The following is a 14,876-nucleotide window of genomic DNA, read 5'->3' as shown; positions in this document are numbered from 1 at the left end:
GTTATTTAATGATACCACGTTCGCTGGTTCGGATAAAGTTAATGACGTCTTGCACCTCTGGAATCAGTTCAACAGTTGCCTCGATCTGGGCCAAGGCCTGGGATACGTTCAGGTTGGATCGATAAAGCAATTTATAGGCCTGACGAAGTTTCATCATGGTTTCAGGGGAGAAACCTCGGCGCGATAGCCCCACCCGATTGATCCCCTCATAGGTCAGCGGCTCATCTGCGGCCAAGATATACGGAGGCACATCTTTTGGCACTCGCAGCCCTCCACCAACAAAGGCATGTTTGCCAATTCTGACGAACTGGTGGATGGGCGTCATTCCCCCGACTGAAGCATAGTCCTCGATAATGACATGCCCCGCCATATTCACTGCATTGGCCAAGATGACGTGATTGCCAATAATGCAGTCGTGGGCAACGTGGACGTACGCCATTAACAGCGTATTTGAGCCGACCACAGTTTTCATCCGATGGGAACTACCCCGATTCAACGTACAAAATTCCCTGATCGTCGTGCTCTCGCCGATCTCGAGGGTGGTCTTTTCGCCAGCGTATTTTAAATCTTGAGGGTCTGTGCCCAACACTGCTCCATGGAATACCTTGCAACGTTTTCCCATCCGCGTGCCGGCGTGGATGAGCACGTGCGAGCCAATCTGACAGCCATCACCAATAATCACATCGTCCTGAATAATAGAATAAGGTCCAACTGTTACATCTTCGCCCAGTTGCGCATTCGGATCAACAATCGCCGTAGGATGGATATTCGTCACAATCTTTCTCCTGGATTTTTCACCTTGTTTTCGACTTTCCTAATTATCGTGGAACCACGGCAGCAGAGAGTTCTGCCTCGCAGACCAGATCGTCTCCGACAAAAGCTTTTCCGACCATTTTGCAAATCGATCGGCGATAGCGAACCATATCCAATTCAAATCGGAGTTGATCGCCTGGCAGAACTGGCTTGCGAAATTTGACATTATCGATTCCAGTGAAAAACACCAACTTGTCCGAGGGATCTGCCTCTGCATCCAACAACAAGATACCGCCGACCTGGGCCATGGCTTCGATGATCAACACCCCCGGCATAATCGGTCGATCTGGAAAATGGCCGATGAAAAACGGCTCATTGGCAGTGACATTTTTGATCCCGACCACATGCTGCTTGGGAACCAAATCGATGATCTTATCAACCAATAGAAACGGATAGCGATGCGGCAGGATCTTCTGTATGGCATTGATATCCAGGACCACACCTTTGCCAGCCGCCCGCTTTTGATATTTGGAAGTAATTTTCTTCTTTTCAAATTCCTTGCGAAGCACCTTCACCAATTCCACATTGGCTGCATGACCCGACCGCGCCGCCACAATATGCCCGATCAACGGCGCACCTAATAAGGCTAAATCACCGATCAGATCTAGCGCCTTGTGTCGCACGGGTTCGTTGTAGAAGCGTAACTCCTTGCCGCCAAGAATGCCGTTGGATCCCAAGACGACTGAATTGGGAATATTGAACAGCCGTTTCAGCCGATCGAACTCACTTTGATCAATTTCGCGATCGATAATTACAATGGCATTATCCACATTCCCACCCTTAATTAGCCCTTGCTCCTTGAGCATCTCCACCTCATGGAGAAAGCAGAACGTCCGTGCTGGAGCAAATTCGGTGACAAATTCTTCTTCCAATGAATAGAGTGAGGTATATTGCGTGCCCAACGCTGGGTTCTGATAATCGACCATGAAAGTGATGCGGAACTGATCCGACGGGACGACAATGATGTCAACCTTGCGCTCCTCATTATGATAAGCGATCGTATTTTCGATGATGATATAATCCTTTGGCGAGTTTTGCGTCTCAAACCCGGCTTTGAGGAGAATTTCCACGAATGGGAGCGCACTGCCATCGATGACTGGCGGTTCATTGTTCGTCAGCTCCACCAGAATATTGTCGATCTCTAAACCGGCGATGGCAGCCAAAACGTGTTCCACAGTATGAATCACGGCACAGTTCTGACCGATGGTCGTGCCCCGCGAGATATCCACGACGTGTTCGATGTCGGCCAAAATTTCCGGGCAATCGGGAATGTCCGTCCGTTTGAACCGAATGCCGTAATTTTCAGGTGCTGGCAGAAAAGTTAGCGTGGAGCTATTACCCGTATGCAGCCCCACGCCAGAGATAGAAACTGGTTGCTTAATAGTCCGTTGATTCTTTAACATCCCACCTCCATAAGAATAAACCTTAAGCGAGTCTCCAAAATCATCATGGTGGTTGCCAAGTCGCATTTTTCTCAGTATTGATTATGCGTTAGAAGGTTCGATCTTGTGGCGCCAAGGGTTTTGATCGCAGTTTAGAACCTTCATTTATTGAGTAAAGATTCTAGCCTGGCTTCCAGCTCGGAAACTCGTTTTAACAAATCTGGCAGTCGCCGCAGCGCAGCTTCCTCACGTTTGGCTTGCATCATAGGCCTTGCGGGGTAGCCGAAATAGGTCGAATTCTGGGGCAAACTTTTCGAGACCCCAGATTGTGCACCGATGACGGTGTTATCCCCGATCTCAATGTGGCCGACAAAGCCCACTTGGCCACCGATCATGACGTTTTTTCCAATTTTGGTACTGCCAGAGATCCCAGTTTGCGCTGCGATGACCGTGTTCTCGCCGATCTCAACATTATGGGCAACCTGAATCAAATTATCCAGTTTTGCCCCTCGATGGATGACTGTCGCGCCCAGCGTCGCGCGGTCAATCGCACAATTTGCGCCGATCTCCACATCGTCCTCGATGATCACCGTTCCCACCTGAGGGATCTTGAAATATTGCTGCCCTTCGCGCGCAAATCCGAAACCATCGGAACCGATCACCGTCCCGCTATGGATGATCACGTTGCTGCCGATCTTCACCCGTTCGCGCACCGTAACGTTCGCGTAAATCAGCGTATGATGGCCGATCTCCACTTCGGGGCCGAGCACCACACCAGGATGAATGACCACTTCATCCCCGATCTTACAATCTCTATCAATTACCACACGAGGCCCAATTCTGACATTTTTTCCAAGCTGAGCCGTGGCATCTACTATTGCCGTCGGATGAACCCCCTCCGCCACGGTGACGAGGGGAGGGTGAAAGACTTGCAGCACTTTCAAAAACGCGAAATAGGGGTTCTTTGTGCGAATCACCGGCCGATCGGTTGCTGGAAAATCATGACTCACCAGAATTGCGGCTGCTTGGGTCGTTTCTACGTATTTCGCATACTTTGGATTGGATAGAAAAGTAATTTCACCAGGACTGGCCGTTTCGATTTTTGCCACACCGCGAATAATGATCGAACCATCCCCCTCCAGTTCTCCTTGAACGAGCGAGGCAATTTCGGCTAATGAAAGTTCCATAACAGATACTCAATTGAGATTGTTCGCCAAGAGGGGATTATCGATTATCTTTTCCTTTAGTTGGCTCGGTTTTCACAGATTGCCCTTTGTTCAACTCTGCCAGCACGCGATCGGTCAAATCAGGCTGATCACTGCCGAAATATAAGATCGCACCATTATTGGTGTCGAAAATGTAATCGAATTTCTCTTCATCACCAATTTTTTTAATCACCGCATTGATCTTATCCAATACTGGTTGGATGAGTTCCGCCTGTTTTCGGACCACTTCTCCAGATTGCGGGTCGAATTTTTCGCGCTGAAACTTCTGCAATTGCATACTTAACGCTTCCAGTTCCTGCTGCTTCTCTTTTTTCTTGGTCTCACTCAACAGCAAACTCTGAGCATCAAATTGCTCTCGCATCTGTTGCAGTTTTTGGAGCATCTCCTGACCTTCATTCTCCCATTGACGAATGACTTCATCTAATTTCTTCTGAGCGTCTTGCCATTCTTTCAATTCAGCAATCACTTTCTGAGAATGAACGATCCCAATCTTCATCTTCTGGCTAAAACCTGGTGTCACCATGAGCGCCATGAGACCTAATGCTAACATCATTTTGGTTAGATTTCTGAGTAACATCTTATCCTCCATAACTGTTCAAAAATGGTTAATTGATTCTGATCTATCATTTGACATTTTTCGTTCTTTTTATCCCGCTGCCCCTTGATCACTCTCAATGGCTGGTTCACTGAAACAGCGATGATCAATTTCATTTGTTAAAAGCTTCTTCCAAACACAAAATGTGGCTTCCATTTCCCATATCGCCGGCCATTGACATCATAATTGTCGAAGCCATAAGCATAATCAAAACCGATGATCCCGATCATGGGCATAAACAGCCGAGCCCCGATGCCTACCGAACGCCTCAAATCGAATGGGTCAGTATCCGAAATATTGACCCAGCTATTTCCCGCTTCGGCAAAGATCAATCCGAACATGGTAGGATTGGGGATGATCGGGAAGCGTAGTTCCGTAGTATATTTGAGCATCACTTTACCGCCAGGGGAAGTGGCATAGCCAGCCAACGGATCATCATAGCCGCGCAAAGGCGTCGATCGAGTCATGCCTTCACCACCTAAAAAGAAATATTCGAGATACGGGATCTTCGAGGTTTTGGTCCAGCCATCCAGATAGCCAGCCATTGCATGATTATATAGCACCAACTTCCAGATCGCTGGGGTGAACCAGCTTGCAGCAAAAGTATATTTATGGTACCCGACATTTCCCCCTAGAAAGCCGCCGGCGAACTCAGCCGAAAATGAGACCTCAGATCCATCAGTCGGGAATTCCGGCCGGTTGAGGCTATTGCGGCTGATAATTTGCGTGATGCTGCTGGACGTCAATGGCCACTCCTGCCCCACGATATTGTTGGGGTTTGCCGCGATTACGTAAGGCGAAAAATCGCCCAGCTCGGTGCGATCGATCCGATAGATAATATCTCCTCGGAAATAATTGTCTGGCCAACGAAGCCGTCGGCCCAATCGGATCTGCCCCCCGCTGCTGCGTTGGCTGTATCCAATGTACTGAGCATCCCGTTTGGTGTCGTAGATCGTAAATCCAGCCAGCGTTGGAGTATCCATCAACCAGGGCTCGGTGAAACCGATCTGAAACGAACGATAATAACGGCCAAAGTTCCAATCAAAGCTGAGCTGTTGACCGTTACCAAACAAGTTATTCATCGCCACCCCAATGTTGCCAATGATTTTATCGCGCTCGCTCCAGCCCGCGGACATATTGGCCAGGTCGGTAGATTTTTCTTCAACGGTGAACTTCAGATCGATCTGATCATCACTGACCGGCCAGTAATCGATTTTCACATCGGAGAAATAGTTCAAAACCCAGACATCCCGCTGGCTTCGTTCCAGGGCGGCCTTACTGAAAATATCGCCTGGATTAATGCGCAACTCACGGCGCACCACTTTTTCCTTGGTCTTAGTATTGCCAGCGATATGGATGAGGTTAATCTTCACCGGCTGCCCTTCGGTGATATTGAATTGAATATCGACCGTATCCCGGGCTACTGGTGTCTCGCGCGGATCGATGCGGGAGTAGATATACCCATTATCGTAATAGAGCGTCCCTAAGCGTTCCATTATCGCTTTCTGAATCTTCTCTCGACTGTAAGCATCCCCTTTTGCGAACCCCAGTTGCGATTGCAGCAGTTCGCTACCATAAATTTTATTACCAACGAAACTGATATCACCAATATAATACCGCTCTCCTTCACGAACCACGATATCGATGTACAGGTCCTTTCGATTTTCATCATAATAGACGGAATCGCTCAAGATTTCAGCATCCCGAAAACCGTGATTCTGATAATATTCGACCACTTTCATTAGGTCTTTTTCGTACTCCTTGCGATTGAAATCGGCGCCCCGCCACCAACGATCTTCCTTGGTCTTCTTCATTTGCTTGCGCAATTTGCTGCTGGAGATATTTTCATTTCCCGCGAAATTGATCTTCTTGATCTGGACCTTCTCCCCTTCTTTGATATTGAAGGTCAAGATCGTTTTGCCGTCCTTTTCAGCCTCATAGGTTTCAGCGGTAATTTCAGCCAGGAGATACCCTTTATCTGCATAGAGCTTCTTCAATTTTTTCCGCGCCTTATTGATTTGATAAGGCGAAACAACCTGCCCCCGATAGAACGACAATTCTTTATCAATATCCTCTTTTTTGAGCTTTTTATTGCCAACTAACTCATACTTTTCCAATCGCGGATATTCTTTCACTCGAATCGTTACGTAAATACCACCTGGCAGTTCTTTATCTTGGTAGATTTCGACATCTGAAAACAGGTTTAAGCTCCATAAGTTCTTTATGGCGGTTTGGATATCATCGGCTGTAATTTCTTTGCCCTGGGTCAAGCCCGAGTTAATTTGAATGATTGCTGGATCAGCGGTTTTCAGACCTTCGATGGTTACCCCTAATAATTTGACCGTAGAATATTGACCATCTACGATACAAGGGATCGCCATTAACAGCAAACCAATTGCAATTATCTGCTCGATCCGAACTCGGATGACATGTCGCAGATTCATTTTGTTACCTCCGAAAAAATGCAACAGGGAAAATACGAAAATTTTCTAACTTTGTAAAGAAAAAAATTGCATAGAGTAATTTTATGAGTTCCTAAAATGGGAACGAATGCCGGAGCATGATCCGTTTATCCTCTTTCTGCCACAGCAACAGGCTATTGTAGTCATATTGCATTTCCAAAAGAAGATTTGGATTAATGCGATACTCTAATCCAAGCGTGTGATGCAGTCCCAGGCCTTCCTGCTCGTAGCGATAATGCATTCCAGCTTCCAATTGACCAGTGTAGAGCAAAAAAAGTCGCTGTGCCAGATATTTGCCCAGAATCAACTTGGTGCTCCGGAGCAAAAACAATCTGGAATCGTAAAGCCAGTTCTGTTCATTATTGAGATTCATTTCGATCAGATTCCGCGTCAATCGCGAGCTGAAGCGGACGATGTCAAGACCGAGCGCTCGCTCCAACTGCCGTTCGAAGGGCCGAAATAATGGCCGAAAGATCAGGTTGTCCGCACTGATACCGATGATATCGGTGGCAACCTTCGGCATATTGGAGAGGGAATACCCCAACGAAGCCAAGAGTTCCCCTTCGGAGTGACCCAGATTCGGGTTATCAGCCGACAGTTGAAACACGACCTCGCCCAATCGGCCCCGCTTTAACGTCTGCCCGGTCTCTTTATCAACGGTTAATAATGTCAGATAGATATAATACGGATAGCCAGTCGAATCTGTGACTGTGGTCCGGCCTTCACCGTACACGATCGGCAACAAAGAACTTTTATCGAACTCTACTTCTCCTTTAGCCGATACATCCATATCGAACTCGGCGCCAGCTTTGACTACTTCGAAATCCAAGTCCAGATATTCAATATTCCCGCGCGACGATTCTACGCTTCCTGTCACCCCAAAGGTCCTATCTTTAATAACTCCCTTGAAATCCAACCCACCGACGCCAGCGTCGAGAATGAGGTCGACATAGACGCGATCGACGCCGCTGGGGATCTGGCGTTGATAATGCGCATCTTTGCCAACCAGGGCCCTCACATTCCAATTGATTTGGGTCAGTACCTCGACCACAGGATCGACCCGGCTGGTGTCTTCAGCTTCACTCACCAAAAATGGAAAGGTGAAATTGACATTATTCAGAATGATTTTGCCCTGCACCAAAGGTCGCTCCAACGGGCCAGCGATCAAAAACGGCTGATGATCTGTTTTACCACTGAGCACGAATTGACCAACCTCGCCTTTTTCCATCAACGCTGGAATATGCAGCGGAATCCCCTTAGCGGAAGTTTTGATGGCAAAAACACCAAAGCTCAAACCGAGCTCAGGAATGGTGAAGGGCGTCATCGATTCTTCGAAGCGTAGCGAATCCACTCGCATGTTTCGGATAGAAAACTCTCTGCCTTTAATTTTTCCGGTTATAGATTTAACATTTAAAAACCCGTCCTGTTCCAATTCCAGGTTAGCGACGATATTGTTGATCTCTGGAGCAACGTCGCCCAATCGCAGATATCCTTGCGTTAGATCGAGTTTCGCCCGCGAAATCGTGATATTGTTGGGACGACCACTAATGGTCAAGCTCCAGCGGCTGTCACTGGCTGTCTTTTTAAAGAACGACGTTAAATCTGGCAACAAGGCCAAAATATTCCCCCGCCCCTCAAGGTTAATATCCATCGGGATTGACCCAGGAAATGGAATATGACCATTCCCAGTAAGCTCAAATTCACCGACACGAGCAATATAGATTTTTTTAAACATTATTCCATTAAATGGCATTTTTTGCACTATGACAGAATCCGATGGTGCTAACTCGAACTGAGCCGTGTTAAACCCAAACGGACCAAGCTTACCATCTTTCACATCGATTGTCCCCCACCAGTTAGGACGATGTCCATCGCCTTTTAGTTTGATTTGAAAGCGTCCTTTTCCTCCAATGATCCCAGATTCATTGAATAAAATCGTAGTCATCGTGTTCAGGTCAATGTGGTCTGCAATGCAATCGAAATCCAATTGATTCGTTGCGAAGGAGTATTCTCCATGACTGTGGAAAATTTCTGTTCCGTCTCGGTGAATCACAAAATTCACCAATTTTAACACCCGATCGACCAGTTGAAATGCACAAATACCGTGGTAGGAACCGATCTCATTCACCCGAATCTCATTAAAATCGATTTTGCCACCCAGCTCGATATTGTCGACTTGACCAGCAATAGAGATATCGCCCTGAACCCGACCGCTATTAACCCGATACCCTTCGCGGCTAATCAATCTAGCAAATCTGCTCAGGGAAAAATCAAGGAAATGCAATTTGCCAGCGATCTGCTTTGGACCAGTTAAGTGGATCTGGATATTGGCCTCAAACAAATCATCAATCCCCAGAGAACGAATCTGCCATTTTTCCCGAGTTTTGAACGCATCCAACTGACCATGAAATCGCTCTCCATTGCTCTCCACATCAAAGTCAGCAAGAGCTTGCAATTGCCCAATGTTTGGGTTGATCCGACAATTCAACATGGCAACCCGATGCGAAATCTCTGGCCAGATGAAATTACCATTTATCTTCCAACCTGATCGTTCCTTTTGAATTTGCACACTGCTATTTTTATAATTTAGGATTTTCTGGACCCACCTCAATTCCGGCAGATGGTAAATCAAACGATGAACATCGTTCAACTGGATCTGGATATTGGGATGTTGACCATCAAAAGCAACCATCCCATCAACCCGACAAGGAAATTCAAGACATCGCAAGTCATATACTAAACTCTTTTGTGCCAACTTAAAATTGCCGCTGATATGAATTGGATCAGGTGATTCTTTAGCCAGTTGTAACTGGCTCATAAGCTTACCAGACAATTCTGAAAAGTCACCACTGGCTTGAATTGTAAACTTGCTGTGATTGTTGGACAAAGATGGGAAAAGGATCGGAAATGAACCATCTCCAGAGAGCGAGAGAGCTATCTTGGAAATCGAATCAGATAAAAAGAGTCGGCCGTGTCCATAAATGGTAAAACCATTCTGATAAAAAGTGAGCTCATCGAGCCCAAGTCCAGTACCGTCGAATATTAACCTAGCCCTGACGTCTTGGAACTTGAAATCATGAAGCATTATTTGCTGAGACCAGATTTGGCCTGTCACTACGGGGTTCGACAAATGATCAGTGATCTTTAGAACAAATTGTGATTTGCCACGTAGACGCACTTGGGAGCCTGGGCTCAGACGCCGCATATTTTCTTGCCAATCAAATTCGTCAGCACTCAAAGTGAAATCGAGGATTGGCGCAAAGATATTCTTCAACTGACCTTCAATGACCACTCTCGATCCGTTCAATCGGCACTCAGCTTGATCGATAACAAAATCGTTCTGCTTTAGATTGGCATGAAGCTGAATCTCATCAAAATAGAGCCCTCGTTTGGCGATATGGATCGCCCCATCGGTCAGCGAAACCGTCCCTAAAAGATGAAATGGATAGGGCCCGTTCACATTTTTTCGCAAAGCGAATGCAGCATTAAACCGACCTCTTGAGATATCAATGACATCAGGAACGATCAGGGGGATTCGATCTTTCCACTCGAAATTCGTGATGGTCGCATCGAGCCAATCCAAAGATTGCTGAGTGACATTGAACATTCCATTCAACAAGAGATTATAGTTATCAGAGCGAAACAGTTTGCCGACGAAACGAATGGAGATTGATCCACTATCGCTGCTGCTAAGCCATCCGTTGAGATCCTTTGCGAGCAATAGATTCTGATGAGTTAACGAATCGAGGTACCCAATTTTGCCGCGCGACAGGGTGATCCGCTTGAGAAAATCGATTGCTGTGATTTCGGTCCAAAAATTTCCTGTTTTAACGGAAGCCTCTGAAATATCTGCTGGCAATTGCGAACGATGCATCAATGGATTGCGCAGGAAAACAAGCTCTGGCTGAATTAACAGCACATCGTGAGGAATATGGTGTAGCCGAATTTTGTTTTTGATCAATTGTGTAAAATTAAACCCGATTCTGATGTCTTGAATTTTAATCAAGACATCGTCATTCTGAAAGGTCACACCTTTGAAATGTACGGCCCCCAGCGACATATCCAGTTTTTGGATTTGGATTCCAGCCCCGAGCACCGGCCGCAGCTGCTCTAATACGTAGCTTTTGATCCGCTCATTAATTTTAAACAAGTTCCAGCCATGGTAGATGACCAGCGCGGTGAAAGCCACCAAAAGAGAAATGACCAGAATCCATCGTCTTGCGCGCATAGGGATGTTCGATCGCTGATTCAGAGTAAATATGAAAAAGGCGATTCCTGATTTTTCGAATCGCCCGAAGAGGTAATAACCATTAATAATTGCACTGATTAAACTTTTCGAGTAAAATCAAAGTTCCTCAATGAGTCTTGCAAACTTTTGCCTGAAGTGACACGGCGGACACAGCTTTTTTGCTGATATTGCCTCTCGCGTCATGCAACAGTTTACCGTGAGCCCGAAGCAATCACAATTTCGCCTTGATTGTGATTTGACGAAAATTTGCTCATTTTCACTGGTTTTAAAATGCACCCAACTCACCTTAACGATGATCTCAATCCAAAAACGCCATTCTATTATGAGCTCGCGTACGCCAATTGCGGCTTAAATCCCATGCGAACTTGCTCGCTGATCATGCCAAACCGTCGTTCCCTTTGCTGATAGCATAGTATCGTCTGATAAAATTCTTTTTTCCTGAAATCGGGCCATAGTACATTTGTGATGTAGAGCTCTGAATATGCAATTTGCCAAAGCAGGAAATTGCTAATTCGTTGCTCGCCGCTGGTGCGGATGACTAGATCGGGATCGGGCAGATTTGCAGTAAACAAGTGATCACTGATGAGCTGCTCATTGATCTCGGCTGGCTTTATCTCGCCCCGGCTGACTTTTCGAGCAATTTGGCGCACAGCTCGGGTGATTTCATCCCGGCTGCTATAATTCAAAGCCAAATTTACAAGCAAGCCCGTGTTATCTTTGAGCTGATTGACTGCGTACTCGATCCCTTCACATACCACGCGCGGCAGCTCGTCCATGACTCCAATTACCTGAAGCCGAACGTTGTTCTTTTTCAATTCTGGAACTTCATTTCGGATCGTTTGAATCAATAAACGCCACAAGCCAGAGATCTCAGATTTAGGTCGACGCCAATTCTCACGGGAGAAAGTATAAAGCGTCAGGATTTCAATCCCCAATTCGCCACAAGCTTCGACCACAGCCCGGACTGAATTAATGCCTTCCTCATGTCCTTTTAGCCGAGTTAGATTTCTCGCCTTTGCCCAACGACCATTGCCATCCATAATGATGGCCACATGGACGGGAATATTTCCCAAATTCAAGATCGTTTGTTTGAGCTCATTCTCTTCATCCACCAACAATTTCATTTCTCCACCCATTTCCTAATACCTCTCACATCAAACAAAAAGGAGCGCCCAGAACAACAATCGCTCCTCCTCACTAAAGGCCAATTACATTTCACCTCTGTTTAACACAATTAAAAATTTAAGATAAAATCAGCTAAATGTCAAGTGTATTTTTTGACATGAAGCGCTAAAAATTGGGCGGCTTTCTACTGTATTGATAAAAAACCCCCCGCTGCATCTTCGTTGCAAGACCGTCGGCGGAGGGTCAATCCTCAATTTCGATACCACTCACCAATTAATTATAATTATGTTTGCCGCTTTTAGCTTTTGGATCGGTTTGTGCGCAATTTGTCAAGAGAACGATAGCTCGAAATCAGGCTATTTTTGCAATGCTTCGGATCGATCAAACGCTTCCTGTCCCTTTTCCACCATACCAACATTGGTGTAAGCAACTCCCAGGTTGTTCCACACAACAGGATCATCCGGTTTCAGCTCCACAGCTTTTTCCAAATAAGGGATGGCAGCTCTAAAGTACTCAGTCTCTTTTTCCTTTTTCGCTTTGATTACCGCAACTGGGATCTTTTCCAATTGGCGAGGATCCATCTCTCGTTCAGCTTTCAGCACATTTTGTGCCAGGCTTAAATAGGCATTTCCGATGTTCAAATTTGATTCAAAGTCATTCGGATTGATCTCCACAACCTTTTTGAAACATTCGATTGCCTTTTCGTAATCATCTTTAAGAAAATATAATCGGCCCAAGTTGAATAGCAAATCGGTATCATTAGGCCGTTTGCTCAATGCCTCCTCGTAGGCAGCAAAAGCCTGATCTGATTGGCCCATATAATCATAGGCCATGGCTTTCTGCGCAATTGCATCCACATTTAAGGAATCGATTTCCAAAATTTTGTTCATCATTTCGATCGTCTTATCGTATTGCTCCGCTCGAATGTACAATCGGCCTAAGTCTGCCATGGTTTCCGTATCTTTCGGATTGATCCGAATCACTTCTAAATAATTTTTAATCGCCTCTTGGAGATCTCCCTTCTGCAAATTGACGTATCCGAGATTTCGATATGCCTCAGGCCTCTCTGGGAAAATGACGATACAATCCTGGAAATTTTTGGCCGATTCTTCCAAATTTTCTGCCTTCACATTATTGACGCCCTTATTGAAAGACTCCCTCCAAAATCGATCTCGATCATTTTCCATTTTTTCGATGAATTTTGGATTGGCCTTGGGGCCTTGCATTAACTTCATCGCTGCTTCATAGTGCTCATTCATTTTTTGATACTCACCGCGACGGCCATATCCCTCCACCAAGTACACATGCGCTTCCAAATCGTTGGGATTAATTTGGACAGCCTGCTCCAATTGCTCCATCGCTTTATCCCAGTCGTTCTGCTGATTGATATAAATTAGCGCTGATTCCACTTCTTTCGAACGACAACCAAAGAGCATCAAGACCGACATTAAAACGGTGATTAAAGCAAAGATTCCATAAACGCGTTTCATTATGCTTCTCCTTTAAGCTGTTAACGATTTGAATTTTAAATTGGTGAAATATAAGTCAAATTTCTATCTTAGTCAAGGCTTTTTTTGTTTTTTTTAAGATCCCCATTCCTCAGCATTCAATTGTTATCCAATTGTTGGATCTTAAAGGCAATGAAAGGGCCTAGGCTTAACTCCCTCTGTTTGATTATCAGCTTTTAGGGAATTGGTAAATGTCCCCTGATTTTGTCAAATCCTCGAAGCTTATCGATCCTACAGCCGATAAGGCGGACGGATAATCCCTCGCTCACAAATAATGGCATTGATTAGATGACCAGGGGTCACATCGAACGCTGGGTTATAGATCCCCACTCCTTCCGGCGTCACGCGCTGGCCGAAAGGCTGAGAAAGTTCTGCGCCATCCCGTTGTTCGATGGGGATTTCGGCTCCAGATTTCAACGTAAGATCAAAAGTAGAAGTAGGTGCTACCACATAAAACGGGATGCCATGATGTTTTGCCAGCACCGCCAGGTTATAGGTACCGATCTTATTGGCGACGTCGCCATTGGCTGCAATCCGATCTGCTCCTACCAAAATTGCCTGAATCATGTGCTGCTGCATGATCCAGGCGGCCATGTTATCGCAGATCAGTGTGACATTGATGCCAGAGCGGCTCAGTTCCCACGCCGTCAGCCGCGCGCCTTGTAATAAGGGCCGCGTCTCATCCGCATAAACTTTGATCCGCTTGCCTTGTGCCACCGCTGTATAAATCACCCCGAGAGCCGTCCCGATCCCCCCAGTCGCCAATGCTCCAGCATTACAATGAGTGAGCACCGTATCTCCATCGGCCAGCAACGCTGCGCCATGCAAGCCGATCTGGCGACAGGTCTCCCGATCTTCCTCCAAGATTCGATTAGCCTCCTCAATTAGGCGCTCGATCAAGCGAGCAGGCAGATCGTCTCTATTTGATTCGATCGCTTTTCTCATCCGATTCAGCGCCCAAAACAAATTTACCGCCGTGGGCCGAGTCCCCGCCAAATCATCAATCACTCGATTGATCTGCTGATCGAACGCAGCACGATCCAGTAAGGCATATTCAATTGCTCCCAGACAAACACCAAATGCCCCAGCGATTCCGATCGCGGGAGCTCCTCGGATGCGCAATTGCTTTATCGCCTGAGCCAATTCTCGATAATCATAAATATCCAGATAGACTTCCTCGAGCGGCAATCGGGTTTGATCAATAATCCTGACACAGTTCTGCTTCCATTCGATGGTGCGGATCTCCATGAGGTTCCCTCAATGATTTCTGAAATGTTCCAAATAAGATTCCGTTGCAGATTGCCTATTTTCTTCGCGCTCAGAGCTGTCTTTCTATCTTTTTATTGGGATACAAGCTTTCAAGCCAGATTCTTCTGATATGTCCAGTCACAATACCATCACCTGGGCAATTGATGGAAAAAAGACCTTGAGCCGATTCCTGAATGCACAACGACAATACTTTTCTTTTTAAAAATGAATAAGGGACCAACCGAAAACCGATTGAAAAATTAGGTTA

At 46.1% G+C, this 14,876-nt stretch carries 9 protein-coding genes; all 9 read right to left on the bottom strand.

What is annotated here, in order from left to right; translation table 11 throughout:
• Position 1 precedes the first annotated feature (1 nt).
• On the bottom strand, positions 2-778 hold the full coding sequence (gene lpxA / locus ONB37_11035; protein ID MDZ7400688.1) for an acyl-ACP--UDP-N-acetylglucosamine O-acyltransferase: 777 nt from the start codon (positions 776-778) through the stop codon (positions 2-4).
• A 40-nt stretch (positions 779-818) separates the two neighbouring features.
• Positions 819-2,216: a bifunctional UDP-3-O-[3-hydroxymyristoyl] N-acetylglucosamine deacetylase/3-hydroxyacyl-ACP dehydratase gene (locus ONB37_11030; protein ID MDZ7400687.1), complete on the bottom strand. Its 1,398-nt coding sequence runs from the start codon at positions 2,214-2,216 to the stop codon at positions 819-821.
• Between the two features lie 140 nt (positions 2,217-2,356).
• A complete protein-coding gene (lpxD, locus tag ONB37_11025; GenBank protein MDZ7400686.1) occupies positions 2,357-3,382 on the bottom strand; it encodes a UDP-3-O-(3-hydroxymyristoyl)glucosamine N-acyltransferase in 1,026 nt (341 codons plus the stop codon).
• A 37-nt stretch (positions 3,383-3,419) separates the two neighbouring features.
• Positions 3,420-3,998, bottom strand: coding sequence for an OmpH family outer membrane protein (locus tag ONB37_11020; protein ID MDZ7400685.1), 579 nt, complete (start codon positions 3,996-3,998; stop codon positions 3,420-3,422).
• Positions 3,999-4,135: 137 nt separating this feature from the next.
• On the bottom strand, positions 4,136-6,460 hold the full coding sequence (gene bamA, locus ONB37_11015; protein ID MDZ7400684.1) for an outer membrane protein assembly factor BamA: 2,325 nt from the start codon (positions 6,458-6,460) through the stop codon (positions 4,136-4,138).
• Between the two features lie 91 nt (positions 6,461-6,551).
• Positions 6,552-10,706, bottom strand: coding sequence for a translocation/assembly module TamB (locus tag ONB37_11010; GenBank protein ID MDZ7400683.1), 4,155 nt, complete (start codon positions 10,704-10,706; stop codon positions 6,552-6,554).
• 341 nt (positions 10,707-11,047) lie between these two features.
• Positions 11,048-11,851, bottom strand: a complete 804-nt coding sequence (locus ONB37_11005) for an isoprenyl transferase (GenBank protein ID MDZ7400682.1) — start codon at positions 11,849-11,851, stop codon at positions 11,048-11,050.
• A gap of 357 nt (positions 11,852-12,208) precedes the next feature.
• Positions 12,209-13,342: a tetratricopeptide repeat protein gene (locus ONB37_11000; protein ID MDZ7400681.1), complete on the bottom strand. Its 1,134-nt coding sequence runs from the start codon at positions 13,340-13,342 to the stop codon at positions 12,209-12,211.
• A gap of 249 nt (positions 13,343-13,591) precedes the next feature.
• Positions 13,592-14,608 carry an S-methyl-5-thioribose-1-phosphate isomerase gene (gene mtnA, locus ONB37_10995; protein ID MDZ7400680.1) on the bottom strand — a complete coding sequence of 339 codons (1,017 nt, stop codon included), beginning with the start codon at positions 14,606-14,608 and terminating at the stop codon, positions 13,592-13,594.
• Positions 14,609-14,876: the final 268 nt, after the last annotated feature.

Source organism: candidate division KSB1 bacterium (genome assembly GCA_034506395.1).
Taxonomy (GTDB): Bacteria; Zhuqueibacterota; Zhuqueibacteria; order Thermofontimicrobiales; family Thermofontimicrobiaceae; genus Thermofontimicrobium.
The sequence above is the reverse complement of the archived record's forward strand: the minus strand, read 5'-3'. Positions and strand labels throughout refer to the sequence as shown.